The organism is Bradyrhizobium yuanmingense (assembly GCF_900094575.1).
Classification (GTDB): Bacteria; Pseudomonadota; Alphaproteobacteria; order Rhizobiales; family Xanthobacteraceae; genus Bradyrhizobium; species Bradyrhizobium yuanmingense.
In genome coordinates this window covers 364,092-390,871 of the sequence record NZ_FMAE01000005.1, presented here as the reverse complement: position 1 = coordinate 390,871, position 26,780 = coordinate 364,092, and the positions used below count along the sequence as shown (strand labels likewise).

Sequence of the window (26,780 nt, the reverse complement as noted above, 5' to 3'; positions counted from 1 at the left end):
CAGTCGGAGCCGTGCGTCCAAGCGTTCACATTTGCTTGCGGCCCGTGTAAGACCCGCGGCACCGATCAGCCCCAACGAACGGAAGTGGACATCATGACCGCCATCATCGACATCATCGGCCGCGAAATTCTCGATAGCCGGGGCAATCCCACCGTCGAGGTCGATGTCGTGCTGGAGGACGGGGCGCTCGGCCGCGCCGCGGTTCCGTCCGGCGCCTCCACCGGCGCCCATGAGGCCGTGGAACTGCGCGACGGCGACAAGGCGCGCTATCTCGGCAAGGGCGTGACCAAGGCGGTCGGCGCCGTCAATGGCGAGATCTTCGAGGCTCTGAGCGGCCTCGATGTCGAGCAGCAGGCCCAGATCGACCAGATCATGATCGACCTCGACGGCACGCCGAACAAGAGCCGGCTGGGCGCCAACGCCATCCTCGGCGTCTCGCTGGCCTGCGCCAAGGCGGCCGCGAATTCGCTCGACATGCCGCTCTATCGCTACGTCGGCGGCACCTCCGCGCGCCTGCTGCCGGTGCCGATGATGAACATCATCAATGGCGGCGTGCACGCCGACAACCCGATCGACTTCCAGGAATTCATGATCCTGCCGGTCGGCGCCTCGAGCTTTGCCGAGGGCCTGCGCTACGGCGCGGAAGTCTTCCATACGCTGAAGTCCGAATTGAAGAAGGCCGGCCACAACACCAATGTCGGCGACGAGGGCGGTTTCGCTCCGAACCTGCCGTCGGCGGACGCCGCGCTCGACTTCGTCATGAACGCGATCGGCAAGGCCGGCTTCAAGGCGGGCACCGACATCATGCTCGGCCTCGACTGCGCCTCGACCGAGTTCTTCAAGGACGGCAAATACGTCTATGAAGGCGAGGGCAAGACCCGTTCGATCTCCGAGCAGGCGAAGTATCTTGCCGACCTCGTCGCGCGCTATCCCATCGTGACCATCGAGGACGGCATGTCGGAAGACGACATGGACGGCTGGAAGGAGCTCACCGACCTGATCGGCAAGAAGTGCCAGCTGGTCGGCGACGACCTCTTCGTCACCAACGTCAAGCGCCTTGCCGAAGGCATCAAGACCGGCCGCGCCAACTCGATCCTGATCAAGGTCAACCAGATCGGCACGCTGACCGAGACGCTCGCCGCGGTCGAGATGGCGCACAAGGCCGGCTACACCTCGATGATGTCGCACCGCTCCGGCGAGACCGAGGATTCCACCATCGCCGACCTCGCGGTCGCCACCAATTGCGGTCAGATCAAGACCGGCTCCCTTGCAAGGTCCGACCGGACCGCCAAATACAACCAGCTCTTGCGCATCGAGCAGCAGCTCGGCAAGCAGGCGCTCTATGGCGGCAGGGCGGCACTGAAGGCGCTGGCGTAAGCCGGCGTCTCGATCCGCGCGAACAGAAGGACAGGGGAGGATCGACATGAGTGACGGCAAGACCGGACTGGAATTGCGTTCGCTGCTCAAGAAGAGCGGCGAGCTGGAATTGTCTCTCGTGACGGTCCCGACCGCGGAGCCGGCCGACGATGAGGTCGTGGTTCGCGTCGAGGCCACCCCGATCAACCCGTCCGATCTCGGGCTGCTGATCGGACCCGCCGACATGTCGGCCGCCAAGGCTTCCGGCACCAAGGAGATGCCGGTCATCACTGCCACGATGCCGGAGGCGGCGATGCGGATGATGGCGGCGAGATTCGATCAGTCGCTGCCGGTCGGCAACGAGGGCGCCGGCACGGTAGTAAGGACCGGATCGTCGGACGCGGCCAAGGCCCTGATGGGCAAGACGGTGTCGATGATCGGCGGCGGGATGTACACGCAGTACCGCGTGCTGAAGGTCCGCGACGTCATGGAGCTGCCGCCGGGCACCACGGCGGCGGACGGGGCCTCCTGGTTCGTCAATCCGCTGACCGCACTCGGCATGACCGAGACGATGCGGCGGGAGAACCACAAGGCGCTCGTGCACACGGCCGCAGCCTCCAATCTCGGTCAGATGCTCAACAAGATCTGCATCAAGGACGGCATCGGCCTCGTCAACATCGTCAGGAGCAAGGAGCAGGCCGACATCCTGCACAAGATCGGCGCAAAGTACGTCGTGGATTCCAGCGCGCCCAGCTTCATGGACGATCTGACCAACGCGCTGGTCGAGACCGGCGCCACCATCGCCTTCGACGCCATCGGCGGCGGCAAGCTGGCGAGCCAGATCCTGACCGCGATGGAGATCGCAGCCAACAAGACCGCGAAGGAATACAGCCGCTACGGCTCCAACGTGTACAAGCAGGTCTACATCTATGGCAGCCTCGACACGCGGCCGACGGAGCTGAACCGCTCGTTCGGGCTCAGCTGGGGCGTCGGCGGCTGGCTGCTCACGCCATTCCTTCAAAACATCGGCCCGGCCGAGATCGGCCGCCTGCGCCAGCGCGTGGCATCCGAGCTCAAAACCACCTTCGCCAGCCATTACACCAAGGTTGTCTCGCTCGCCGAGGCGCTCGATCCCGCCAATATCGCAGTCTACGCCAAGCGGGCCACCGGCGAAAAATTCCTCATCAACCCGAACAAGTGATCGCTTCGGTCGGTTATCGACACGCATCAGGCCGCCGCTTGGCGGCCTGATTGCTTTTGATCGTGGCCTGGACGGATCGCAACCGGACCCATTTCCAGAAACGCAGCGTTTCCAAATCGGACCGGTTCATGCACTTGCATCTATTGACCCGGATGGCTTAAGTGCCGTCCCGGCATTTCCGCTCGAGCCTTCAAGGACACCCAATGGCCTACAACATCGTCACGATCGCTGGCAGCCTGCGCAAGGACAGCTTCTCGCTCAAGATCGCCAATGCGCTCGCCAAGCTTGCGCCTGCCTCGCTCAAGCTCGAGGTGATCACGCCGGCGGGCATCTCGTTCTTCAACCAGGACCTAGAGGGCGCGCCGCCCGCGGACTGGCTCGCCTTCCGCGAGAAGCTCAAGACGTCGAATGGCGTCCTGTTCGTCACGCCCGAATACAACCGCTCGATCCCGGGCGTCCTGAAGAACGCCATCGACGTCGCCTCGCGCCCCTATGGCAAGAGCTCGTTCCTCGGCAAACCGGTCGGCATCATCTCCAATTCGCCGGGGCTGCTCGGCGGCGTCAGCGCGGCCAAGCATCTGCAGAACATCCTGCCGGGCATTTCCGGTCCGGTCCTCCAGCAGCCGGAAATCTATCTCAGTAGCGTCGGCGATGCCTTCGATGCGGACGGCAACCTGACCAAGGACTCCCTCAAGACGGTGCTGCAGCAATACATCGACGCCTTCGCCGCGCATGTGGCGAAGAATCAGGGCTGAGCTTCCGGCCAAGCCGACGCTCCGTCATGCCCGGGCTTGTCCCGGGCATCCACGTTCTTCGTCATCGCCGGCAAAGCACGTGGATGGCCGGGACAAGCCCGGGCATGACGCGTCGTGGGGATAGTGCCTCGTTCTGGCAATTAGCACTCCCTTAACCAACCTGTCCCATCTTCCGAAGATGGTCTCCCGCGCGCGCCTGAAATCGATCCTGACCGGTCTTGCCCTCTATGCGATGGCGGCGGCGATCGTCGGCTATTTCGGCGTCAACGCCTACACCGGCAAATACGGTCTCAACGCCCGCCAGGAGCTCGACCAGGAGATCATCGCGCTGACCAGCGAGCTGGCTCAGCTCAAGCGCGAGCGCGCCAGAAGCGAACAACGGGTGTCGCTGCTGCGGTCCGAGAAGATCGACCCGGACATGCTGGACGAGCGGGCGCGCTTCCAGCTCGACTATGTCCATCCGCGCGATCTCGTTCGAATGATCCCGGCGAACTAGCGGCATCCGCAGCTTTCGAAGCGGAAAGCGAAAGTCGCTGCTGACATCCGACCGCCGCACCTTTGCCTCCTCCTGCGAAGGTCGTAACCCCCGAACCGGGCGGTTCCCTTGACGGCGGCGCCGCGGCGGGCTCATGCCTTTGCTGGCGCGCGCTGAAGTTGACGCAGATCAACCGGGGAGCACCGGCGCGTCCTACAATCGATATCCGGAGGAAACTGTGATGAATGGGACAATGCCCCGGCATCACGCGGCCCGCGTCGAGGCCGCCATCGCGTCAGGCCAGGCGGCCCGGTCCGCGCTCGTGGCCTCGTGGCGCCGTTCCTCCCGATTGCACCATCTCGATCCCGGCGGCCACGCCGCGCCGATGCGGCTGACCGAAGCCGAGCTGCAGCAGGCGCGCGAGCGCATCGCGCCGCTTCTGGCGGCCGCCCAGGGCGCCATGGACCGGCTTTATCAGGCTGTCGGCGCTGCGGGCTGCTGCGTGCTGCTCGCCGATCGCGAGGGCGTGCCGGTCGATCGCCGCGGCACGGTGGCGGACGATGCGACGTTTCAGTCCTGGGGCCTTTGGACCGGTGCACTCTGGAGCGAGGAGCACGAGGGCACCAACGGTATCGGCACCTGCCTCGTCGAGCAGCGTCCGCTGACCATCGATCGCGACCAGCACTTCTTTGCGCGCAACACGCTTCTGAGCTGCACCGCCGTTCCGATCTACGATCACGAGGCGGCGCTCGCGGGCGTGCTCGACGTCTCCTCCTGCCGCGCCGACCGCACCGACGCCTTCGCCAGCCTGATCGCGCTCGCGGCAGGCGAGGCGGCCAGGCGGATCGAGGCCGACCTGTTTCGCAAGGTCTTCGCCCATGCCCGCATCGTGCTGACACAGGCGGCGGATGGAAGCTGCGGCGGCCTCGTTGCGGTCGATGCGGACGATCTCGTGATCGGCGCAACGCGCTCCGCCCGGCTGGCGCTCGGCATCGCGCCCGGCGGTGCGTTGCGGCCGGTGCCCGCGGCCGATCTTCTCGGCGGCGATGCCGCGCGCGATCATCTTGCCGGCGGCCAGCGCGCGGTGCTGCAGCGGGCGCTGCTCCGCGCCGGCGGCAATGTCTCCGCCGCCGCCAAGGCCCTCGGCGTCAGCCGCGCCACGCTCCATCGGAAGCTGAAGCGGTTCGAGCTGAACCACTGAGCTCATCCGTCATTGCGAGCGCAGCGAAGCAATCCAGAATCTTTCCGCGGAGGGACTCTGGATTGCTTCGCTGCGCTCGCAATGACGGTAGGGTGGCTGTGAGCGCTCCATCTCACGCTTACCTCGTCCACGACTGTCGCAGTTCTGCGACAGGTCGGCTCCGCCATCGCGTCCGCCCGGGCTGACAGACATCGCCTCCCGCATCATCGTCGGCGCAAGTCGCAAACAGGCGACGACAAAGCGCAAACAGCAACATCGGGAGTGATCAATGAACAAGGTGGAATTCCTCAGCGTCACCAAAGTGCCCTTTGCCGAACGCTACGACAATTTCATCGGCGGCAAGTTCGTCGCGCCGATCTCCGGGAAATATTTCGACAATGCCTCGCCCCTGACTGGCCAGGTCGTCTGCAAGATCGCGCGGTCCGACGCGCAGGACATCGAGGCAGCGCTCGACGCGGCGCATGCCGCCAAGTCCGCCTGGGGCCGCACCAGCGTCGCCGAGCGCGCCGCGGTCCTGAACCGGATCGCCGACCGCATGGAAGAGAACCTCGAGCGCCTCGCGATTGCCGAGACCTGGGACAACGGCAAGCCGATCCGCGAGACGCGCGCCGCCGACCTGCCGCTCGCGATCGACCATTTCCGCTATTTCGCCGGTGTCGTCCGCGCCCAGGAAGGCTCGATCGGCGAGATCGACCACGACACCATCGCCTATCATTTCCACGAGCCGCTCGGCGTGGTCGGCCAGATCATTCCCTGGAACTTCCCGCTTCTGATGGCCTGCTGGAAGCTCGCGCCGGCGCTGGCCGCCGGCAATTGCGTGGTGCTCAAGCCCGCCGAGCAGACCCCGGCCTCGATCATGGTCTTCGCCGAGGTCATCGCCGACCTGCTGCCGGCAGGCGTGCTCAACATCGTCAACGGCTTTGGCCTCGAGGCCGGCAAGCCGCTGGCGTCGAGCCCGCGCATTGCCAAGATCGCCTTCACCGGCGAGACCACGACGGGCCGGCTGATCATGCAATATGCCAGCCAGAATCTGATTCCGGTCACGCTAGAGCTCGGCGGCAAGTCGCCCAACATCTTCTTCAAGGACGTCACCGCCGAGGACGACGATTTCTTCGACAAGGCGATCGAGGGATTCGTCATGTTCGCGCTGAACCAGGGCGAGGTCTGCACCTGTCCGAGCCGGGCGCTGGTCCACGCCGACATCTATGACCGCTTCATGGAGCGGGCGCTCAAGCGCGTCGCTGCGATCAAGCAGGGCGATCCGCGCGATCCCACCACCATGATCGGCGCGCAGGCCTCCAGCGAGCAACTCAGCAAGATCCTCTCCTATATCGACATCGGCAAGCAGGAGGGCGCCAAGGTGCTGGCCGGCGGCGGACGCGCCGATCTCGGCGGCGATCTCACCGGCGGCTTCTACGTGCAGCCGACCGTGTTCGAGGGCCACAACAAGATGCGAATCTTCCAGGAGGAGATTTTCGGCCCCGTCGTCTCGGTCACGACCTTCAAGACCGACGAAGAGGCGCTCGCGATCGCCAACGACACGCTCTACGGCCTGGGTGCCGGCGTTTGGAGCCGCGACGCCAATCGCTGCTACCGCTTCGGCCGGGAGATCCAGGCTGGCCGGGTCTGGACCAACTGCTACCACGCTTATCCCGCCCATGCGGCGTTCGGCGGCTACAAGCAGTCGGGCGTCGGGCGCGAGACCCACAAGATGATGCTCGATCATTACCAGCAGACCAAGAACCTCCTGGTCAGCTACAGCCCGAAGAAGCTCGGCTTCTTCTGATCGGATCGGAGAGGGCGGCGCCGCTTCGGCGCCGTCCGCTCCGCATGTCGGGATTGGCGTCGTGCACCGTTCTTGATCCGGTCACGAATCTGCGCGCGCGATGGCGCTCATAGATTTGTTGCCCGATCAGCGCCAAAGATTTTGCAATATTTCGATCACGTTGCAGTGCGGCATAATGAAAGTCGTGCCATGCCGCCGCGGTGCTTTCCAAGGGCGTTTGACTTGGGTTAGAGAGGGCGAAAGTTTTCTCTGACCCGGAATTCCCATGGCCGCACCCAAGAAAGCCGCCGCAAGCGCTCCACAGGACAAGACCGACGGCGGTTCGCCCCCGGAATTCACGAAGGAGCAGGAACTCAAGGCGCTCCGCGACATGCTCCTGATCCGGCGCTTCGAGGAAAAGGCAGGCCAGCTCTACGGCATGGGCGCCATCGGCGGCTTCTGCCACCTCTATATCGGCCAGGAGGCCGTGGTGGTCGGCATGCAGATGGCCCTCAAAGAGGGCGATCAGGTCATCACCGGCTATCGCGACCACGGTCACATGCTTGCGACCGGCATGGATGCCAACGGTGTCATGGCCGAGCTGACGGGACGCCGCGGCGGCTATTCCAAGGGCAAGGGCGGCTCCATGCACATGTTCAGCAAGGAGAAGCACTTCTACGGCGGTCACGGCATCGTCGGCGCCCAGGTCTCGCTCGGCACCGGCCTTGCCTTTGCCAACCACTATCGCGGCAACGACAATGTCAGCGTCACCTATTTCGGCGACGGCGCGGCCAATCAGGGCCAGGTCTATGAGAGCTTCAACATGGCGGAGCTCTGGAAGCTGCCGGTGATCTACGTAATCGAGAACAACCGCTACGCCATGGGCACCTCGGTCTCGCGCGCCTCGGCACAGCAGGATTTTTCCAAGCGCGGTGCGTCCTTCAACATCCCGGGCAAGCAGGTCGACGGCATGGACGTCCGCGCCGTGAAGGCGGCGGGCGAGGAGGCGGCGGCCTGGTGCCGTGGCGGCAAGGGTCCTTTCATCCTGGAGATGCAGACCTATCGCTATCGCGGCCACTCGATGTCCGATCCCGCAAAATATCGTACGCGCGAGGAGGTCGAGAAGGTTCGCCACGACCAGGATCCGATCGAGCAGGTTCGCAATCGGTTGCTCGCCGCCAAGGTCAGCGAGGCCGATCTCAAGGCGATCGACGCCGAAGTGCGCGACATCGTCAACGCCTCCGCCGATTTCGCCCAGCATGATCCCGAGCCGGATGCCGCCGAGCTCTGGACCGACGTGTACCGCTGAACGCGCGCAAGCTTTCTTTGGAGAAGATATGCCAATTCAAGTGCTGATGCCCGCGTTGTCGCCCACGATGGAGAAGGGCAACCTCGCCAAATGGCTGAAGAAAGAGGGCGAGACGATCAAGTCCGGCGACGTCATCGCCGAGATCGAGACCGACAAGGCGACCATGGAGGTCGAGGCGACCGACGAGGGCACGCTCGGCAAGATCCTGATCCCCGAGGGCACCGCCGACGTCGCGGTGAACACCCCGATCGCGACCATCCTCGCAGACGGCGAGAGCGCGGCTGATCTCGCCAAGGCACCCGCAGCGGCGGCGAAGGCTGCGGAGTCCGCGCCGCCGGCCGCAGCAAAGGCCGAGGCGCCCGCGCCGAAAGCCGCGCCTGCTCCCCAGGCCGTCGCCGAGCCCGATCCGGAAGTCCCCGCCGGCACCGAAATGGTGACGCAGACCATCCGCGAAGCGCTGCGCGATGCCATGGCCGAAGAGATGCGCCGCGACGCGGACGTGTTCGTGATGGGCGAAGAAGTTGCTGAATATCAGGGCGCCTACAAGGTGACCCAGGGCCTGCTCCAGGAGTTCGGCGCCAAGCGCGTGATCGACACGCCGATCACCGAGCACGGCTTTGCTGGCGTCGGCGTCGGTGCCGCGATGACCGGCCTCAAGCCGATCGTCGAGTTCATGACCTTCAACTTCGCCATGCAGGCGATCGACCAGATCATCAATTCCGCGGCCAAGACGCTCTACATGTCGGGCGGCCAGATGGGCTGCTCGATCGTGTTCCGCGGTCCGAACGGTGCGGCCGCGCGCGTTGCCGCCCAGCACAGCCAGGACTATTCGGCGTGGTATTCGCACGTCCCCGGCCTCAAGGTGGTTGCGCCATATTCGGCCGCGGACGCCAAGGGCCTGCTCAAGGCTGCGATCCGCGATCCCAACCCGGTGATCTTCCTCGAGAACGAGGTGCTGTACGGCCACACTGGCGAAGTGCCGAAGCTCGACGACTTCATCATTCCGATCGGCAAGGCGCGCATCGTGCGCGCCGGCAGTCACGTCACGATCATCTCCTGGTCGAACGGCATGACCTATGCGCTGAAGGCTGCGGACGAGCTCGCCAAGGACGGCATCGAGGCCGAGGTGATCGACCTGCGCACGCTGCGCCCGATGGACACGGAGACCATCATCAACTCCGTGAAGAAAACGGGACGTGCGGTTACGGTGGAAGAGGGGTGGGCCCAGAGCGGCGTCGGCGCCGAGATCGCCGCGCGCATCATGGAGAACGCCTTCGACTATCTTGATGCGCCGGTGACGCGCGTGTCTGGCAAGGACGTGCCGATGCCCTATGCCGCGAACCTGGAGAAGCTCGCGCTGCCCTCGGCGGCGGACGTCGTCGAGGCCGCTAAAGCCGTCTGCTACAGGTAGACCATGGCAGGCCCCAAGGAGCAGCCACTGCCGCCAGACGTCATGACCCGCGACGACGCGGTCGAGATCCTGCGCGTGTTCGTCCTGGACGGTGGGCTGTCGATGGCGTTCCAGCGCGCCTTCGAGGAGCCGGACATGTGGGGCCTCCTGCTCGTCGATCTCGCACGTCATGCCGCGCGCGCCTATGCGCGCGAGAGCGAATATACCGAGGAGGACGCGCTGAACCGGATCCTCGACATGTTCCAGGCCGAGATCGAGCGTCCCACTGACACGGGCACCACCACGCCGCGCGGCAAGGGGCACTGACCATGGCGATCGAAGCCTATCATTACGATTTCATGCTGGAGGCGATCCGCGAGGCGGAAGCCTCGATCGCGCAGGGCGGCCTGCCGATCGGCGCGGTGCTGACGCGCGACAACAAGATCATCGCCCGCGGCCACAACAACCGCGTGCAGGAGAACAATCCGATCCTGCATGGCGAGATGAGCTGCCTGCGCGAGGCCGGCGCGATCTCGTTCCATGACACCGTCATGTACACCACGCTGTCGCCTTGCTCGATGTGCGCCGGCGCGCTCGCGCTGTTCAAGGTCAAGCTGGTGGTGATCGGGGAATCCGCCACCTTCGAAGGCTCCAAGGACATTCTCGACAAGTTCGGGATTCCGTGGATCGACCTTGCCGACGACCGCTCCATCACCATGATGAAGAATTGGCGTTCCATCCCAACCAATGAGCGCCTGTGGCAGGGCGACATCGGCAACTAAACCTGGTCTGTTCGTCGCCGCTGTCGGACGACGACGTTTTGCAAAGTTCTTCTTGAGGTCAGCATGCCCATCAACATCCTGATGCCCGCTCTCTCGCCGACGATGGAGAAGGGCAACCTCGCCAAATGGCTGAAGAAGGAGGGCGACAAGGTCAAGTCCGGCGACGTCATCGCCGAGATCGAGACCGACAAGGCGACCATGGAGGTCGAGGCGATCGACGAAGGCACGATCGCCAAGATCCTGGTGCCAGAGGGTACGCAGGATGTCCCGGTCAACGACGTGATCGCCGTGCTCGCCGGCGAGGGCGAGGACGTGAAGGCTGCGGGTAGCGCCAAGCCCAGCGCCTCGGCCGCGCCGCCAAAGGCCGCTGCCGCTGCGCCGGCTCCCGCGCCTGCGCCCGCCGCACCGAAAGCTGCTGCGCCCGCCGCGGCACCCGCGCAGCAGGCTGCAGCTCCGGCAGCGCAAGCCAATGGTCATGGCGGCCGTGTATTCTCGTCGCCGCTGGCGCGCCGTCTCGCCAAGGAGGCCGGCATCGATGTCGCCCTGGTCGCCGGCACCGGTCCGCACGGCCGCGTGGTCGCCCGCGACGTCGAGCAGGCCAAGTCCGGCAAGGGTCTGAAAGCGCCCGCCGCGGCACCGTCAGGCGCGCCTGCGATCGCGCCGACCATGTCGGACAAGCAGATCCTGTCGCTGTTCGAGCCCGGCTCCTACGACATCGTCCCGCATGACGGCATGCGCCGCACCATCGCCCAGCGCCTGACCGCATCGATCCAGAACGTCCCGCACTTCTACCTCACCATCGACTGCGACATCGGCAAGCTGCTCACTGCCCGCGAGGAGATCAACGCCGCCGCGCCGAAGGACAAGGAGAAGAAGCCGCTCTACAAGATCTCGGTCAACGATTTCGTCATCAAGGCGATGGCGGTCGCGCTGCAGAAGATCCCGAACTGCAACGTCAGCTGGACCGAAAGCGGCATGGTCAAGCATCACCATTCCGACGTCGGCGTTGCCGTCGCGATGCCCGGCGGCCTGATCACGCCGATCATCCGCAAAGCGGAGACCAAGACGCTCTCGACCATCTCCAACGAGATGAAGGATTTTGCCGCGCGCGCCCGCTCGCGCAAGCTCAAGCCGGAGGAATACCAGGGAGGCACCACGGCCGTTTCCAACCTCGGCATGTACGGCATCAGCCACTTCACTGCGGTGATCAATCCGCCTCATGCCACGATCCTTGCGGTTGGCACCAGCGAGGAGCGTCCCGTGGTGCGCGGCGGCAAGATCGAGATCGCGCACATGATGAGCGTGACCTTGTCCTGCGATCACCGCGCCATCGACGGCGCGCTCGGCGCCGAGCTGATCGGCGCGTTCAAGCAGCTGATCGAAAATCCCGTGATGATGATGGTGTGATTTCCGGTGTGCCCGCCGCCGGATATCCTCACGGAAGGAATTCTAAGCGACGCGAAGTTTGTTAGTAGTACGTTTGTTGGAGGCGTTGCGTTCGCTTGGACGATTGTCTTGCTCAAGCTCTCACGAGCTGCGAGCTTCAAAGTGCTCGGCACTGAGATTCCAATGGCCTTCGTTCCGGCAGCATTACTAATATACACGGGGTTCGCCGCGTTTGCCTCCTATTCATTCGCAAATCATGCAACCTGTGTAGCGAGCCTCCTACCGCAGGCCCGCGAAGTTGTCTGGTGGAAGTTGACGTTTGGCGGCCCGATCTTTTTCAATGGTTTCTCAGGCGACATCAGTCGTGCCTCTCTTGGCTGGTTAAAGGTCTTTCAGGTTGACTCTCTTACGCCCGCTGGACTCTTGCACTTGGCGATGGTTAGCGCCGCCTTCGCGATACTTGGTATTGATCGGGCGCACAGACAGCCACTCTGGTCGGCGAATTCAGTTTCAGTTGTAAGTCTCATTGTCGTGAATTGGGTTTTAGGAAGTCAAAGCTTGTACCTAGCTTCACATTTCAGGGGTTGAGACATGAACGTCAGCTTTTCATGGGAGTCATTGATCGTACCGGTGGGCATCTATCTCGCGTTTCGCGCCATTCCGATTATTCTCGAACTGTTGAGTAGTCGTTCCCCCAGCAAAAAAGAGACCGTAGCTGCAACCCCGACTGCGGTAACTGAAGAGAGCACTAAACCGGAGTAGCATCGCGCATGGCCGACACATCCTTCGACGTCATCATCATCGGCTCCGGCCCCGGCGGCTATGTCACCGCCATCCGCGCCGCGCAGCTCGGCTTCAAGACCGCGATCGTCGAAAAATCCTATCTCGGCGGCATCTGCCTCAACTGGGGCTGCATTCCTACCAAGGCGCTGCTGCGTTCGGCCGAGATCTACCACTACATGCAGCACGCGAAGGACTACGGGCTCTCCGCCGAGAAGGTCTCGTTCGATCCGAAGGCGGTGGTGCAGCGTTCGCGCGGCGTCTCCAAGCGCCTCAACGACGGCGTCGGCTTCCTGATGAAGAAGAACAAGGTCAGCGTGATCTGGGGCGCGGCCTCGATCGATGCGCCCGGCAAGGTCACGGTGAAGAAGTCCGACGTCGAGGGCCCGAAGGGCGCGCTAGGCGAGGGGACCTACCAGGCCAAGCACATCATCGTCGCCACCGGTGCGCGGCCGCGCGTGCTGCCCGGCCTCGAGCCGGACAAGAAGCTGGTCTGGACCTATTTCGAGGCGATGGTGCCGGAGCGGATGCCGAAGTCGCTGCTGGTGGTCGGCTCCGGCGCGATCGGCATCGAGTTCGCCTCGTTCTTCCACACCATGGGAAGCGACGTCACCGTGGTCGAGGTGCTGCCGCAGATTCTGCCCGTCGAGGACGCCGAGATCGCGGGCCTCGCCCGCAAGCGGCTGGAGAAGCAGGGCATCAAGATCATGTCCTCGACCAAGGTCACCAAGCTGGAGAAGAAGGCCGACAGCGTCCTCGCCACCATCGACGACGGCAAGGGCAAGCCTGTCACATCAGAGTTCGAGCGCGTGATCTCGGCGGTCGGCGTCGTCGGCAACATCGAGAATCTCGGCCTGGAAAAAGTCGGCGTGAAGACCGACCGCGGCATCATCGTGGTCGACGGCTACGGCAAGACCAACGTCCCCGGCATCTACGCGATCGGCGACGTTGCCGGCCCCCCGATGCTGGCGCACAAGGCCGAGCATGAGGGCGTGATCTGCGTCGAAGCGATCAAGGGCCTCAATCCGCATCCCCTCGACAAGAACATGATCCCGGGCTGCACCTATTGCCACCCGCAGGTTGCATCGGTCGGCTTGACGGAAGCCAAGGCCAAGGAGAACGGCCGCGAGATCCGCGTCGGCCGCTTTCCCTTCGTCGGCAACGGCAAGGCGATCGCGCTCGGCGAGGATCAGGGCCTGGTCAAAGTCATCTTTGACAAGAAGACCGGCCAACTGCTCGGGGCCCACATGGTCGGCGCGGAGGTCACCGAGCTGATCCAGGGCTACGTCGTCGCCATGAATCTGGAGACGACGGAAGAAGAGCTGATGCACACGGTCTTCCCGCATCCGACCCTGTCGGAGATGATGAAGGAAGCCGTGCTGGATGCGTATGGACGGGTGTTGAACATTTGACAGCCGTCATTGCGAGCGAAGCGAAGCAATCCAGACTGCTGCTGCGGAAAGATTCTGGATTGCTTCGCTTCGCTCGCAATGACGAGCAGAGAGAGCTGTTTGCAGAACAAGAAGGAAATCATCCCATGCACGACAACGACAATCTCACCATCGAACGTCCGACCTTCGTCACCCATCTCGAATGCGCGATGGAGGGCGATCATTACGCGGCCGACGAGGTTCACAACCTCTCCAAGGCCGGCAAGCCGCTTCTGGTACGCTACGACCTCGCGGGCGTGAAGAAGGCGCTGACCAAGGATGCGCTCGCCCAGCGCCCCGGCGACATGTGGCGCTACCGCGAGCTTTTGCCCGTGCGCAAATGCAAGGACATTGTCTCGCTCGGCGAAGTCACGACGCCCCTGGTCCGGCTGCCGAAGCTCGGCGCAAAACTCGGCGGCGGCGAGATCATCGTCAAGGACGAGGGACGGCTGCCGACCGGCTCGTTCAAGGCGCGCGGCCTCGTGATGGCGGTGTCGATGGGCAAGGCGCTCGGCATCAAGCATATGGCGATGCCGACCAACGGCAATGCCGGCGCGGCGCTGGCGGCCTACGCCACGTCCTGCGGCATCAAGACCACGATCTTCTGCCCGGCTGACACGCCCGAAGTGAACGTCAGCGAGATCGAGCTGCAGGGCGCGACCGTCTACCGCGTCAACGGCTATATCGACGATTGCGGCAAGATCGTCGGCGAGGGCAAGGCCAAGGTCGGCTGGTTCGACACCTCGACCTTGAAGGAGCCGTACCGCATCGAGGGCAAGAAGACGATGGGCCTCGAACTCGCCGAGCAGCTCGGCTGGGACGTGCCCGACGTGATCTTCTATCCGACCGGCGGCGGCACCGGCCTGATCGGGATGTGGAAGGCGTTCGACGAACTCGAGAAGATCGGCTTCATCGGCTCGAAGCGTCCGCGCATGGTCGCGGTGCAGGCCTCCGGCTGCGCGCCGATGGTGCGCGCCTATGAGGCCGGGACCGAGCATGCGACGCGCTGGGAGGACGCCCACACCATCGCCTCGGGCATCCGTGTGCCGCAGGCGATCGGCGATTTCCTGATCCTGCGCGCGGTGCGCGAGAGCAAGGGCTTTGCCATCGCGGTCGACGACGACAAGATCTCGGCGGCGCTGAACGAGGTCGCGCGCGAGGAGGGGCTCTTGCTCTGCCCCGAGGGCGCCGCGACCTACGCCGCCTACAAGGAAAGTCTCGCCGACGGCCGGGTCAGCAAGACCGATCGCGTCATGCTGTTCAACTGCGCGACCGGCCTGAAATATCCGCTGCCGCCGGTCACCCGCACGCTCGATCGCCACAAGCCGATTGACTATTCGAAGTTCTAACTTGCTTCTCCCTCTCCCCGTTCTTACGGGGAGAGGGTCGGGGTGAGGGGCTGCTTCCGCAAACACAGTGACAGTTGAGTTCGCGGAGACTCCCCCTCACCCGAATTGCTTCGCAATTCGACCTCTCCCCGCAAGCGGGGCGAGGTGAAGAAAAAGACATCACTGGGGAGAAGACAATGAAGAAGGCCTTCTGGGCTGCGCTGATTGCTGTTCTCGCTGTTGCAGGCGCCGCGCGCGCCGACGATTTTCCCTCGCGTCCCATTACCATCATCGTGCCGTTCGCGGCCGGGGGCCCTTCGGACGCAATGGCGCGGGTGCTCGCCGAGCGTATGCGGGTGCCGCTGGGCCAGCCGGTCGTGGTCGAGAACGTCACCGGAGCAGGCGGCTCGATCGGTGTCGGCCGTGCCGTGCAATCGCCGCCCGACGGCTACACCATCTCGTTCGGCCATCTCGGGACCCACGTCGCCAACGGCGCCGTCTACAAGCTCAAATTCGACCTCGTTGCCGATCTCGAGCCGGTAGTGCTGCTGCCGAGCAACCCGATGATCGTGGTCAGCAAGAATGCGGTGCCGGCGACCTCGCTGAAGGAGCTGATCGACTGGCTGAAGTCGCGACCGTCGCCGCCGACCGCCGGCACGGCCGGCGCGGGCTCCGGCAGCCACATCGCCGGCGTCTATTTCGAGAGCGTCTCCGGCATCAAGCTGCAATACGTGCCGTATCGCGGCACTGCACCGGCATTGAACGATCTCATCGCCGGCCAGATCGACATCATCGTCGACCAGACCTCCAATTCCATCGGCCAGGTCCGCGCCGGCACCATCCGCGCCTACGCCGTCACCGACGACAAACGCCTCGCCTCCGCACCCGAGATCCCGACCGCGGAGGAGGCGGGCCTGAAAGGCTTCAACATGACGCTGTGGTCGGGCATGTGGGTGCCGAAGGGCACACCGAAGGAGATCGTCGCGAAGCTCAACGCCGCGGCCGTGGAGGCGCTGAACGATCCTGCGGTGAGGAAGCAGCTCGAAAGCCAGGGTCTCGAGATGACACCGAAGGATCAGCTCACGCCCGAAGCGCTCGGCACGCGGCAAAAGGCCGAGATCGCGAAATGGTGGCCGATCATCAAGGCGGCCAACATCAAGGTGGATTGAACCGGCGGCGCACTCCTCGCGGCGTCACCGCCGCGTTTGCTGGCGGCGGGGCGCTCACGACGTGGTTTGGTGACCTGGTGCCAGCGCACGGTCCAGGCATTGCATCAGATCCGAGGCGGCGAACGGCTTACCGAGAAAACAGATTGCGCCCGCATCGAGCGCCCGCACACGCACGCCCTCATCCGGGAAAGCTGTGATGAATATGAACGGCGTAGCCGACCCCTGCGCCCGCATCTTTGTCAACAGATCGATTCCGCTCATCAGCGGCATCTGCACGTCGGCGATCACGCACGAGGTGTCGCTCGAATCGGTCGAGCTCAGGAACTCTTCCGCCGAGGCGAATGTGTGGACGTTGTATCCGCGCGATTCCAGGAGATTGTTGATCGCGGCCCGAACGTAGGGGTCGTCGTCAAGCACCGAGATGACCGAAGCCACTGACAAGACGTCCGCTCCTCGCCGGGAATTACGCTTGCCGTCGCCACGGCTAGAACATAAAGGCGCAAGGTGGACCTGCCGGTCACGATTGGAAACTCATACTTAGGTTTGTGCATCGGGCTTGTTCGGGCCGATCCCGAGCGCCTCGCTCATTCTCACCAGATCGGCCAGCGACTTCGCGCCCATCTTCCGCATGATCTGGCCGCGGTAGATCTTGACGGTGATTTCGGCCAATCCGAGCTGGGCGGCGACCTGCTTGTTCATCAGGCCGGACGTCACCAGTGACAATACGTCTCGCTCCCGCGAGGACAGTGACTCGAAGCGTGATCTGACCGTCGAGACCATCCTGTTGAGGTCGCGGCGCTTGCGATCTCGCTCGATCGCGGCCTGAACTGCGTCGAGAATGTCCTGATCGCGGACCGGCTTGGTCAAGAAGTCGATCGCCCCGCTCTTCATGGCCCGAACCGTCATGGGGATATCGCCATGACCGGTAATGAAGATGATAGGCGTGTGGATATTTGCCTTGGCAAGATCGGCCTGCAGCTCGAGGCCGCTCGTTCCGGGCAGGCGGATGTCGAGCACCAGGCAGCTCGGGACGTCTGGCGGCTTGGCCTGCAGGAGCTGCGGCGCCGAGCCGAATGCTTCGACCTTGAGACCGACCGACTCGAACAGATTGGTGAGCGCACGGCGCATGGACGCGTCGTCGTCGACGATGAGGACAAGGGGCTGATCGCCGTCCTTCTGCGGCGGCGAAGATTCCGCGCGCTCGGTCACGATGCTTCCTCTCGGTGGAGGGGCAAGGTGATCTGAAAAGTCGCGCCGCGCTCCTGATTTGGTATGGCGGAAAGTCGTCCGCCATGGGCCTCGATGATCGATCGACAGATCGACAGACCCATGCCCATGCCGGAGGACTTCGTGGTGAAGAACGGCGTGAACAGGCGGTCTATCGCCTGTTCGCTGATGCCGGTTCCGCAGTCGGAAACGCTCACCTGCATCGCGCCATCGCCGCTCGCCTGTGAGCGGATCGCCAGCTCGCGCGGGCGATCGTGGACGTCTGCCATGGCCTCGATCCCGTTCATGATCAGGTTGATCAGGACCTGCTGCAATTGGATGCGATCGCCAAAGATCCTCGGCAGTGCCGACGACAGCTCCATGCGGACGGACACGGCGTGGCTGGCCATCTCGCGTTGAACCAGCGCGACGGCCTCCCGCACGACCGCATTGGCGTCGAGCGGAACCATCTCGATGTCAGAACGCTTGGCGAGCGCCCGAACGTGACGGATCACGTCGCCGGCACGCCTGCCGTCCTCGATGATCCACTCGACCGAGCGGCGGGCCGCTTTGAGATCCGGCGGACTGCGCTGCAGCCAGGCGAGGCAGGCGTCGGCGTTTGCGATCACTGCAGCGAGAGGCTGATTGATTTCGTGCGCAATCGAAGCGGTCAGCTCACCCAGTGTCGTGACACGTGTCACATGGGCGAGCTCGGCCTGGGCCTTGCGCAGCGCGTCTTCGGCTTGGTTGGCCCGGATGGCGGCGGTTACGTCCGTGCAAACGCCACGGTAGCCCAGGAAAGTGCCGTCCGCGTCGAAGAAGGGCTTGCCGCTGGTCCGGACGTAGATCGGCTGCCCACTACGGTCTTTGCTGCGGTACACCAAGTCGCGGAACGGGACGTGGGCGTCGAGCGCCGCTCGATGTTGTCGCCATTTTTCGGGCTCGAGAGCGGCGTCGGGCGCAATGTCCCAACGCGTGAGCCCGATCAGGCCGGCGGGGGCGGTGTTGGTATCGGAGTGCTCGGATATCTGGGTGACCCGGTGGTCCGGCCCGGTTTCCCAGAACCAGTCAGACGCAGTTTCGGCATAATCGCGAAAGCGCTGCTCGCTGTCACGAAGCCTGCGTTCTGCCTCCTTGGTCGCCGTGATGTCGGTGACCGATCCGACGAACTCAACGCGACCGCTAGCATCTCGCGTTGCCCGTGCCACCGCTCGGACGTATTTGATGGAACCGTCGGGCATCACCAGCCGGTATTCGTGATCATAGTCCTTGCCCTCGCGCGCCGCCCGGCCCGTCGTCTGCTGCACGGCGAGCCGGTCCTCCGGATGGATCCGCTGGAGCATGAAGGGGATCGCGGGCTTCGTCCCTTCCTCGCATTCGAAGATGCGATAGGTCTCCTTGGACCAGGTGATCTCGCGGGTTGCGGCCTTCCAGCCAAAACTACCAGTGTGGCTCAATTCCTGCGCCTGGGCGAGATAAGCCTCGCTCTGTCGCAGCGCGTTCTCGGCCTCCTTCCGTTCGGTGATGTTCTCGCAGGCGACCAGCACGATCGGCCCGCCATTGGCCCGCAGCATGGCCTTGGCGTTCTCGCGCACCCATAACTTCGAGCCGTCCTTGCGAACCTTCCGGATTTCCCAGGTGTGTGACTGATCAAGGGTCTTGAGGCACAACGCGACACAGGCGCGGACAGTGGCGCGATCTTCCGCGAGGAAGACATCCAGCACGGATCGGCCGATCAACTCCGCCGGCGTGTAGCCCAGCTGCTCGGCGCCGAATGTGTTCACGTTGATCACGGTACCGGCCGGATCGACCATGAAGTACATGACCGGCGTGTGCTCGAAGACCTGCTGCCACTGCTTGACCGCTTCAAGCAAGTCGGCGGCATTGGCATCGGTGCGCTGCTTGGTAGGAACAGTTTGCCTCAAGCAGCCGACGAGGAATTGCGCGGCTGACTTTCCGAACGTCGCTGCCCGGCCAGGCTTCATCGCTGACGCTCCCGGCACTCTCTGCGTGAACAGGAGTAGAGCACGTTGCGGCCAGAGGAGCAATTCCAGCCAAAGTCGGGTCGGCCGTCATGACGTTCGCCTTTGGACCGTCCGCTCACCGCCAGGTCCATTGCGGCGCCTCAAGGACACCGTGCCGGCCGAGGTTCACGGTGACCGTGCAGCCGGTGCGTCGTGCGCCGTCTCGTTGAACTCGGGCCGCGTGGGCCCGGGCGAATACGGGACAAACTTAGGTATAGCTCCTCCATGCCTAGTCATGTCGGCCATTTTACCTCCGTACAATTGAGCGTTTCGTGCCCGGCGGACTAGCCTCTCGACCATCGGGAGTGTCGAAGCGAACAGCCGAGAAAAGCGCAAGCAACAGAGGGAGACAGCAATGTGCGATATGTCGGTACTTCCTGAGCGTCGCCCATCGGCGTCCGATAGTTGCTCCTCAGTCAAGGGCTGTGCGGTGTGCGGCGGCAAGTTTGGCCTGATCCGCTACTATTCCTGGCGCACGGCGCTCTGCTCCAAGAAGTGCGTTGATCGTTTCCGCACGCGAAGCGAACGCGACCGCCGGTGGTTGTTTCGGGCCCAGGTCGCATAAGGCTGGATTGGAGAGTTGATCCGGGAGGCCGTGCGTTGAACCGCTCATGCAAGCTCTTCTGCTGGATCGTTCTCATCGCCCCCATCGCGGCCGGCCAGGCACAGGAGACGGGACACGGTGCCGTTCATCGCAAGCACCCACCCCAGGACCAGGCGCTGCACGAAAAGTTCTATTCCACCTGGCACATGCCTGATAACCCGAGCCTCAGTTGTTGCAACAGCGCCGACTGTTATCCGACCGACATCAAGTACATCGACGGCCAGATCTATGCGCGGCGCCGGGAGGACGGGAGATACATTCTGATCCCACCGCAAAAGGTGGAGCGAAACAGGGATAATCCGGACGGCCGGAACCATCTGTGCGCTCCACCGCCCGCACTGTCTCCGCTCGACAGCGTTTACTGCTTCGCTTTGGGAGGTGCCACATGAGATTCGCGTTCGTGCTGGTCAACGGCCGGACCCCGTTCCGGCAGACCTCGTGCATGCAGTGCTGCGAGCCGATCAGCGGCAGCTATTTGCGCGAGATCGCGACGCGTCTGCCTTACTGCGATCATCAGTGCTACGCGCTGTTCTGCGAGACGCTCGCCAAAGATGGCGTGAGAGCGGCTTCATGAAATTCGTGGTGGTCAATCACGAGCCGCCGTTGCACGCGGCCGCGTGCAGCACATGCTCGCGGTCGCTCCGCTCCGGCTATGTCCGCCATGCGCGGACGCAGCGCCGTTACTGTGACGACGATTGTTACCGGCGCGGCGAATTCTCCACGCTGTTCATGCACTGGCCGGTGCCTGGGCGGACGGAACCAATCGCCGGCAAGGTCGAGCTCGCCGCTGGCAGCATGATCCAGACGTTGACGGTGATGAGTGCCGTCTGGTGCTGGGGCTGCACGATCACTGCCTGGACCTTCGCGAGAGCTTTGACCGGCGCCTATTTGGACAGTCGCGACCCGATCACGATGGAAGGAGGTGACACCTAGAGCATGATCCGGAAAAGTGTGAAGCGGTTTTCCGAAACGATCATGCTCAAACAATAACGTAAAGCGCGATGACGATTCATCCTAATCGCATCGCGCTTTAGCTGCGCGGCTGCACGCGCGTAGAAGCCGCAGCACCGTATTCTTGCAGGCGCCGCGTCCAGCCCCGGCGGCGTTGATCAGGGAATGGGTGCTGCGGCCGCCGCTGGCTCCGTTGCGCTGGCCTCGTGCGTCACCACGCGCCGGTCGCTCTTGCCGGCGATCATGCTGCTGCCCTCGAACCTTGCCCGGTAGACCAGCACGTTCTCCATCACGCGCTGGACGTAGTTGCGCGTCTCGGACAGCGGGATGCGCTCGACCCAGTCGACCGGATCGATGTTGGGGTCCCGGGGATCACCGCGCTTCTGCACCCATTCACGCACGCGGCCGCGGCCGGCATTGTATCCGGCGAAGGTCATGATCTGGTTACCGCGATATTCCGAGAACAGCGCGCTGAGCTCGGCGGCGCCCATCTGCGTGTTGTAGACGGGGTCGGAGACCATCCTGTCCCAGTCGTAAGTCAGGCCGAAGCGCTTCGCGGTGTCGCGTCCCGCTTCCGGCGTCACCTGCATCAGCCCGACCGCGTTGGCATGCGACTTGTCGCGCTGCTCGAACGAGCTCTCGGTGCGTGCCACCGAATAGATCACGCTGGTCTCGATCGCCGGTGCGACCTGCTTGTGCTCGGGGATGCCGATGGTCGGGAAGGCGTAATGGTCAAGCGCGAGCCCGCGCGCCAGCGCGGTCTTGCCGACCTCCAGCATCACGCGCGCATCGTTGCGCCGGCCCGCAAGCTCGCCGAGCGCTTCCAGCGCGGCGACGTCGGTGCTCTCTTTGGCGAAATCCTCGGCGTAATAGAACACCATGTCGCGCTCGCCGATGCCGTAGAGCATGTCGGCGGCGCGCACGCGCTCGTCCGCAAGCTGCGCATCGGCCGAGGCCAGCACCGGCGAGGGCGGACGCAGTTCGATGCCGTCGAGGCCGAGCCTGGCGCGGGCGAGCTGGCCGTAATAGGCGGTGTGATAGCGCGCCGCCGCCCGGTAGCTCATGCGCGCGTCGGCCGCCGCGCCCATGGCTTCGGCCGCGCGGCCGCGCCAGTAATGCGCCCGCGACAGCGCGATCGGATTGGACGAGCCAGCGTCGATCGAGGCGAAATGCACCATCGCCGTCTTGGGATCGTCGAGATAGCGTAGCGCGATCCAGCCGCACATGAAGTGATAGTCGACGCGGTAGACCTCCTTTTCCGGCACCGCGGCCGTGTGCACCACGTCATAGGCGATCCTGGCCTTGCCCTGATCGAGCAGCTTGCGCGCCAGCATGCGGCGCTCGCGCCACCAGGCATCGGTGTCCTGCGCGGCCATCATGTCGGGCTTGGCAGCGAGGATCACCTCGGCCGCGTCGTCGATGCGGTCGTTCTGAAGATGCCACTGCGCGCGGCACAGCACGTAACCGAGATCGCGTCGCTCCTCGGCCGCGACGTCCTCGAGCAGATCCTTGGCCTTGCTCGCCTTGCCGGTGACGGCGGCGCAGGCCTTCACGATCGCGAGCGCGTCCTCGCCGAGCCGCTTCGCCGCGCGCCGCGCACCTGCATAATCCTTGGCGCCGAGGCGCTTGTCCATGCGCGCGCGGTGATCGTCGGCGGACAGAAGGTCGCCGAACGCCGCATAGGAGTCCTCTTCGCTCCGCTCGGACAGTTCCTCCGCGCGCCAGGTTTCCCGGACCAGCCGCGCAGCCCTGTCGGTCTCACCTTCGGCGAGCAGGACGCGCGCGAGTGCGAACTTGCCCTTGGCGCTGGTCGGGCGATCCATCGTGAACTTGTGCACGATGGCCGCGTCGGCCTTCTCCTGCCACAGCCGTGCCTCGGCACGGCGGCGGAGCAGGGCGCTGCTCGGCCAACCGGGATTGGCGGCGAGGAAGGCGGCGTAGCGCTTGAAATTCGCGGTACTGTCGGGATGGCGCAGCATGAACCAGTCGGCGAGCTTCTGTCCGGCAGGGTCCGTGATGCGGTCGCGCGCAGCGCTCGCGTCTTCGGTCTTGCCCTTGCGCGTCAGGTCGATGGCGTCCTTCAGCGCGGCGAGATCGCCGGTCAGCGGCGGCAGCGCCGGCTTGGCCGCGGGCTCCTCGACCGCCTTCTTCGATTTGCGCTTGGCCTCGGCGTGCTTGCCGTGCCGCGCTTTGCCGGCGGAGGCGTGGCGGTGCTTGCCCGCTTTCGCCTCATGCGTCTTCTTCGGTGCGGATGATTTTTGACTGCTCTTCGCCGCAAGCTCGGTGGGAAGGAGGGCCATCGCGGCCACGGCAACGACACACGCGAGCGAGCGTAGGCACTGGTTCATTGGATGGTCCCCCCTGCGAAAACCACTACAAACCAAGGTCCGCGACATGCGGCTTGCGAATCAAAGTACCGAACGATGCGTCGGCATCGTGTCGCATCCTCAGGCTGTCGCAACAATGCGGCAAAATACGGATTGGAACTGGGGAACTTCCGAAAGGACGGAAGAGGCAGTGGCTTTAACCTTTGTTAACGATCTGGACTCGCGCGACGATTGCGCACGGTACAGGACGCCGGAACGGCCAGATTGCGCGTGTTCCCTCGGCGAAATCCGGTGTATGAGTGCCTTCTCTTCATCCTTTCAACCTTTGCCCTGTACCTATGCCGATTTTCAACCAGTCGATCCGGCGCAAGATCGTCGGCATCGCGCTCGGATTGATCGTCCTGATGCTGGTCACCTCGATCCTGTCGATGGTGATGTCCAGCCAGGTCGGCATTTTGCTCGACGAGCTGACCAACCGCTACATCCCCGCCTATAGCCATCTGGCGCGCGCGAACATCCGCTCGCTGGAACGGGCGCTGGCGCAGCGGCGGATGGTGATGACCAGGATGGAGGCGCCGTCGGACGAGGAGGCCTACGCGGCGCGGCTTCGCGACTTCGAGGCCTTGGACCGCAATTTCGAGCGGGAGGCCGAGGCCGCTCGCAAGCTCATCAACGCGATCATCGACGACCCCAGGACGTATTCCGACAACGCCGCGCTGGCACGGCTCGATGTCCGGATCGAAAGCTCCGTCACCGAGCTGCGGCGCGATCTGGACGAGGGCAATGCGAAACTGCTCAAGCAGGTCGACGCCAAGGATATGGCCGCGGCCCGCGGCACGCTGGAACACCTCGACACGCTGCGCGATGCGTTCAACCGGAAGGTCGATGCGATCCGCGCCGACATGCTGGCGCAGGTCTATTTCTCGACGTCTCAGGTGATCGGCCGCCAGCACCAGACCATCATCGTGTCGGGGGTCGTAACCCTGCTCGCGGCGATCGTCGGCTTCGTGTTTGCGCTGCTGGTGAGTAGCGGCATCACGCGACCGGTGCGCCTGCTGCTGGCCGGCGCCCGCGAGGTCGAGGCGGGCCGGTTCGACAAGCCCATCACCGTCTCGACACAGGACGAGATCGGCGAGCTCGCTGCCGCCTTCAACCGCATGATCGAGCAGCTCAGGCACAACGAGCGCATTCGCGAGACCTTCGGCCGTTACATCGACCCGAAGGTGGTGCAGGGCCTGATCGACCGGCCGGAGGTCGCCATCGACGGTGAGCGCCGGGTGATGACCATCTTGTTCTGCGACATGAGCGGCTTCACCTCGATGAGCGAGGGCATGACGCCGCGCGGCCTCGTCAAGGTGATGAACCACTACTTCACCGTGATGTCCGCTCCCATCAGGAACAATCGCGGGATCATCGACAAATATATCGGCGACGCCATCATGTCCTATTGGGGGCCGCCCTTCATCGAGGAGGATGAGCAGGGTCTGCTCGCAGGGCTCGCCGCCGTCGAGATGACCGATCAGGTGCCCGCGCTGCAGAAGCAGCTGCCGGACCTGCTCGGCATCCGCGCCATGCCGGCGCCGTGCGATCTTCGCATCGGCATCGCCACGGGCGAGGTCCTGACCGGCAGTATCGGTTCCGAGCTGATGATGAGCTTCACCGTGATGGGCGATGCCGTGAATCTCGCCTCGCGGCTGGAGGCCGTCAACAAGGTCTACGGCACCCGCATCCTGATCTCGCAGGCGACCGCGGACGGGATCGGATCGCGCCTGGAATTGCGCGAGATCGATCGTCTGGCGGTCGCGGGCCAAAGCGCGCCGCAGGCGATCTTCGAGCTGATGGCGAGACCGGGCGCGCTCAGCGATGCGCAAGTGAGCTTGCGCACGCATTATGCCGATGGTCTCGCCGCCTATCGTGCGCGGCGCTTCGACGAGGCCCGCGCCGCCTTCAACGCGGCGCTCGAGGCGGTCCCCGGCGACGGCCCCTCGCGCACGATGCTCGGCCGCATCGCTCAATTTGTGGCCAATCCGCCGGATCCCGATTGGGACGGCGTCTGGCGGCTGGAGCAGAAATAGCCGTGCCTTTGCGGTCGGCACGCCGCGCCGGAAAAAAGATGCTACTCCATAACGATGTTCGCCGTGACCTATTTCCCGGGCTTAGGTTGGATGTCCATGAGGCGTCTGATGGGGGACACGCCGATGACACATCTCGAAGACAGGCTGGAACGGTTCGAGACGCTCACCGCCGAATGCGAGCTGATCGCCAAGCTCGCCACCGACAGCAGCAAGCGCGAGTTCTATTTGAAGCTCGGGGAACAGTACCGTCAGCTGGCCGTCGATATCCGGCAGGCGATCGCGACGACGGCTGCGGCCTGAGCCGGCTGAAATCCGTTCTTAACGTTTGGCGCGCATCCTTGGAGCAAGCGAGCATCGCCGGTCGGCGACACTCGTTGGTGGGAAGGCCGGGGTTCGCTGCAATGCAGCGCGCCTCGTGAGTGTGATTTGCCATGTCTGACAGGGCAATCCCATGCGCCTCGTTGCAGTGATCATATTCGCGCTCATGACGGCGGCCTGCGATCAGGAGCAGGACATCACCGGCTCGACGAATGCGGCCTGTCCGTTGCGCAACTACAGCTACAATCCACGCGACATGAACCAGTGCGTCAGCGCCTGCAAAACGTGCGACCGCGGCACGACGGTCACCTGCACGACCTCCTGCACCCTCAAGGGCGCCCGCTGAGCACTTTGCGGATGCGCGGAACCGGTAGGGCACTCGAGCCAATGCCGGCGGTGCTGTAGCACCGGAACGATTCACATGGATTAATCATTGAAGGAGGCGGCAGGACGCGGAGTCCAATGGAATGGGTATGCTCGATCCCGGTCGATTTCTGGTGTCGTGCTCGCATTGCGATGCCTGGCCGATGGCGGCCAATGTGAAACGGTCGAGCTGGTCGGCGTCGCCGCACGAGGTCCGCTTCGTCTGCACGCGTTGCCGCCGCGAAGAAACGGCGATCGTCTCGGCCTCCGGCGAATTGACCCCCATCAAGCGCGTGGATGCCCCGCCACGCGATGTCGCTGTCGCCTGGGCCCAGGCGCAACGCTCGCGCGGGCGGTCCTGATGTTCGGCGTCGCCGTCTCGTCGATGTTTCGCTTCTCTGTCAATCTGCCCGCATAAAAATATTCCGCTTTACCGAAATTCGGAAATGACGTATGTGTCGCCCATCCCGGCTCAATCTCGAGGGGCGATCATGAGGTCGTCATTGTCGCGAGCCGGGCTTGCGGTGGACGCGGCAGCGTCGTGTACGAGAGCTGAGGGCAGGGCGGATTGCTCTCCGTGAGCCC

At 64.2% G+C, this 26,780-nt stretch carries 26 protein-coding genes; 22 read left to right on the top strand and 4 right to left on the bottom strand.

Translation table 11 applies throughout. From position 1 onward, the window contains the following. The first annotated feature begins 93 nt into the window (after window positions 1-93). From eno to GA0061099_RS19190, 15 genes are all read left to right on the top strand, one after another. Window positions 94-1,377, top strand: a complete 1,284-nt coding sequence (gene eno / locus GA0061099_RS19255) for a phosphopyruvate hydratase (protein ID WP_036025201.1) — start codon at window positions 94-96, stop codon at window positions 1,375-1,377. Between the two features lie 46 nt (window positions 1,378-1,423). Beyond that, window positions 1,424-2,557 (top strand): zinc-binding dehydrogenase, encoded by a 1,134-nt coding sequence (locus tag GA0061099_RS19250; protein ID WP_074447973.1) that lies wholly within the window; start codon window positions 1,424-1,426, stop codon window positions 2,555-2,557. A gap of 203 nt (window positions 2,558-2,760) precedes the next feature. Further along, window positions 2,761-3,312 carry an NADPH-dependent FMN reductase gene (locus tag GA0061099_RS19245; protein WP_036009870.1) on the top strand — a complete coding sequence of 184 codons (552 nt, stop codon included), beginning with the start codon at window positions 2,761-2,763 and terminating at the stop codon, window positions 3,310-3,312. Window positions 3,313-3,490: 178 nt separating this feature from the next. Continuing rightward, a complete protein-coding gene (locus tag GA0061099_RS19240; RefSeq protein ID WP_025036496.1) occupies window positions 3,491-3,808 on the top strand; it encodes an FtsB family cell division protein in 318 nt (105 codons plus the stop codon). 220 nt (window positions 3,809-4,028) lie between these two features. Then, window positions 4,029-4,988 (top strand): helix-turn-helix domain-containing protein, encoded by a 960-nt coding sequence (locus GA0061099_RS19235; protein WP_036009867.1) that lies wholly within the window; start codon window positions 4,029-4,031, stop codon window positions 4,986-4,988. A gap of 268 nt (window positions 4,989-5,256) precedes the next feature. Next, complete coding sequence (gene adh / locus GA0061099_RS19230) at window positions 5,257-6,774, top strand: aldehyde dehydrogenase (protein WP_036025166.1); 1,518 nt, start codon at window positions 5,257-5,259, stop codon at window positions 6,772-6,774. A gap of 265 nt (window positions 6,775-7,039) precedes the next feature. Then, window positions 7,040-8,062, top strand: coding sequence for a pyruvate dehydrogenase (acetyl-transferring) E1 component subunit alpha (gene pdhA / locus GA0061099_RS19225; protein WP_036025165.1), 1,023 nt, complete (start codon window positions 7,040-7,042; stop codon window positions 8,060-8,062). A 28-nt stretch (window positions 8,063-8,090) separates the two neighbouring features. Then, window positions 8,091-9,473 carry a pyruvate dehydrogenase complex E1 component subunit beta gene (locus GA0061099_RS19220; protein ID WP_074447972.1) on the top strand — a complete coding sequence of 461 codons (1,383 nt, stop codon included), beginning with the start codon at window positions 8,091-8,093 and terminating at the stop codon, window positions 9,471-9,473. Window positions 9,474-9,476: 3 nt separating this feature from the next. Then, the gene (locus GA0061099_RS19215; RefSeq protein WP_008547332.1) at window positions 9,477-9,779 is read left to right on the top strand and encodes a DUF5076 domain-containing protein; all 303 of its coding nucleotides are present in this window, start codon (window positions 9,477-9,479) and stop codon (window positions 9,777-9,779) included. Window positions 9,780-9,781: 2 nt separating this feature from the next. After that, complete coding sequence (locus GA0061099_RS19210) at window positions 9,782-10,234, top strand: nucleoside deaminase (protein WP_036032460.1); 453 nt, start codon at window positions 9,782-9,784, stop codon at window positions 10,232-10,234. 63 nt (window positions 10,235-10,297) lie between these two features. Continuing rightward, window positions 10,298-11,641, top strand: coding sequence for a pyruvate dehydrogenase complex dihydrolipoamide acetyltransferase (locus GA0061099_RS19205; RefSeq protein WP_074447971.1), 1,344 nt, complete (start codon window positions 10,298-10,300; stop codon window positions 11,639-11,641). Between the two features lie 570 nt (window positions 11,642-12,211). Next, on the top strand, window positions 12,212-12,382 hold the full coding sequence (locus GA0061099_RS41255; RefSeq protein WP_157786078.1) for a hypothetical protein: 171 nt from the start codon (window positions 12,212-12,214) through the stop codon (window positions 12,380-12,382). Window positions 12,383-12,390: 8 nt separating this feature from the next. Next, window positions 12,391-13,812, top strand: coding sequence for a dihydrolipoyl dehydrogenase (lpdA, locus tag GA0061099_RS19200; protein ID WP_036009842.1), 1,422 nt, complete (start codon window positions 12,391-12,393; stop codon window positions 13,810-13,812). 125 nt (window positions 13,813-13,937) lie between these two features. Beyond that, the gene (locus GA0061099_RS19195; protein ID WP_036031649.1) at window positions 13,938-15,179 is read left to right on the top strand and encodes a threonine synthase; all 1,242 of its coding nucleotides are present in this window, start codon (window positions 13,938-13,940) and stop codon (window positions 15,177-15,179) included. Window positions 15,180-15,355: 176 nt separating this feature from the next. Next, window positions 15,356-16,327: a tripartite tricarboxylate transporter substrate binding protein BugD gene (locus tag GA0061099_RS19190; protein WP_036031651.1), complete on the top strand. Its 972-nt coding sequence runs from the start codon at window positions 15,356-15,358 to the stop codon at window positions 16,325-16,327. A gap of 54 nt (window positions 16,328-16,381) precedes the next feature. Here GA0061099_RS19190 and GA0061099_RS19185 read toward each other — a convergent pair whose 3' ends face one another. The 3 genes from GA0061099_RS19185 to GA0061099_RS19175 form a co-directional block, all read right to left on the bottom strand. Beyond that, window positions 16,382-16,768: a response regulator transcription factor gene (locus GA0061099_RS19185; RefSeq protein WP_036031653.1), complete on the bottom strand. Its 387-nt coding sequence runs from the start codon at window positions 16,766-16,768 to the stop codon at window positions 16,382-16,384. 96 nt (window positions 16,769-16,864) lie between these two features. Beyond that, entirely contained in the window at window positions 16,865-17,536 is a 672-nt protein-coding gene (locus tag GA0061099_RS19180) for a response regulator transcription factor (RefSeq protein ID WP_036031655.1), read from the bottom strand. Then, entirely contained in the window at window positions 17,533-19,518 is a 1,986-nt protein-coding gene (locus GA0061099_RS19175; RefSeq protein ID WP_036031657.1) for a PAS domain S-box protein, read from the bottom strand. Before GA0061099_RS19175 ends, GA0061099_RS19180 begins: the two co-directional genes overlap by 4 nt. Window positions 19,519-20,157: 639 nt before the next feature. Between GA0061099_RS19175 and GA0061099_RS19165 the strand changes: the two genes are divergently transcribed. From GA0061099_RS19165 to GA0061099_RS19155, 3 genes are read left to right on the top strand one after another with little or no spacing between them, the layout of a single operon-like run. Continuing rightward, entirely contained in the window at window positions 20,158-20,550 is a 393-nt protein-coding gene (locus tag GA0061099_RS19165; RefSeq protein ID WP_036031659.1) for a hypothetical protein, read from the top strand. Further along, complete coding sequence (locus GA0061099_RS19160; protein ID WP_036009825.1) at window positions 20,547-20,735, top strand: hypothetical protein; 189 nt, start codon at window positions 20,547-20,549, stop codon at window positions 20,733-20,735. The genes GA0061099_RS19165 and GA0061099_RS19160 overlap by 4 nt, the downstream gene beginning before the upstream one ends. Then, window positions 20,732-21,094 carry a hypothetical protein gene (locus GA0061099_RS19155; protein ID WP_036031661.1) on the top strand — a complete coding sequence of 121 codons (363 nt, stop codon included), beginning with the start codon at window positions 20,732-20,734 and terminating at the stop codon, window positions 21,092-21,094. The genes GA0061099_RS19160 and GA0061099_RS19155 overlap by 4 nt, the downstream gene beginning before the upstream one ends. Before the next feature lie 176 nt (window positions 21,095-21,270). On the opposite strand, the gene GA0061099_RS19150 is transcribed toward GA0061099_RS19155, so the two are convergent. Continuing rightward, window positions 21,271-23,460 (bottom strand): lytic transglycosylase domain-containing protein, encoded by a 2,190-nt coding sequence (locus tag GA0061099_RS19150; RefSeq protein WP_036031662.1) that lies wholly within the window; start codon window positions 23,458-23,460, stop codon window positions 21,271-21,273. Window positions 23,461-23,777: 317 nt separating this feature from the next. Here GA0061099_RS19150 and GA0061099_RS19145 point away from each other — a divergent pair, with 317 nt between their 5' ends. The 4 genes from GA0061099_RS19145 (at window position 23,778) to GA0061099_RS19130 (ending at window position 26,557) form a co-directional block, all read left to right on the top strand. Continuing rightward, window positions 23,778-25,514 (top strand): adenylate/guanylate cyclase domain-containing protein, encoded by a 1,737-nt coding sequence (locus tag GA0061099_RS19145; RefSeq protein ID WP_036009819.1) that lies wholly within the window; start codon window positions 23,778-23,780, stop codon window positions 25,512-25,514. Window positions 25,515-25,637: 123 nt separating this feature from the next. Continuing rightward, window positions 25,638-25,814 carry a hypothetical protein gene (locus GA0061099_RS41250; protein WP_167361664.1) on the top strand — a complete coding sequence of 59 codons (177 nt, stop codon included), beginning with the start codon at window positions 25,638-25,640 and terminating at the stop codon, window positions 25,812-25,814. Window positions 25,815-25,965: 151 nt separating this feature from the next. Beyond that, window positions 25,966-26,178, top strand: coding sequence for a hypothetical protein (locus GA0061099_RS19135; RefSeq protein ID WP_036031666.1), 213 nt, complete (start codon window positions 25,966-25,968; stop codon window positions 26,176-26,178). 121 nt (window positions 26,179-26,299) lie between these two features. Beyond that, entirely contained in the window at window positions 26,300-26,557 is a 258-nt protein-coding gene (locus GA0061099_RS19130; RefSeq protein WP_036009816.1) for a hypothetical protein, read from the top strand. Window positions 26,558-26,780 lie beyond the last annotated feature (223 nt).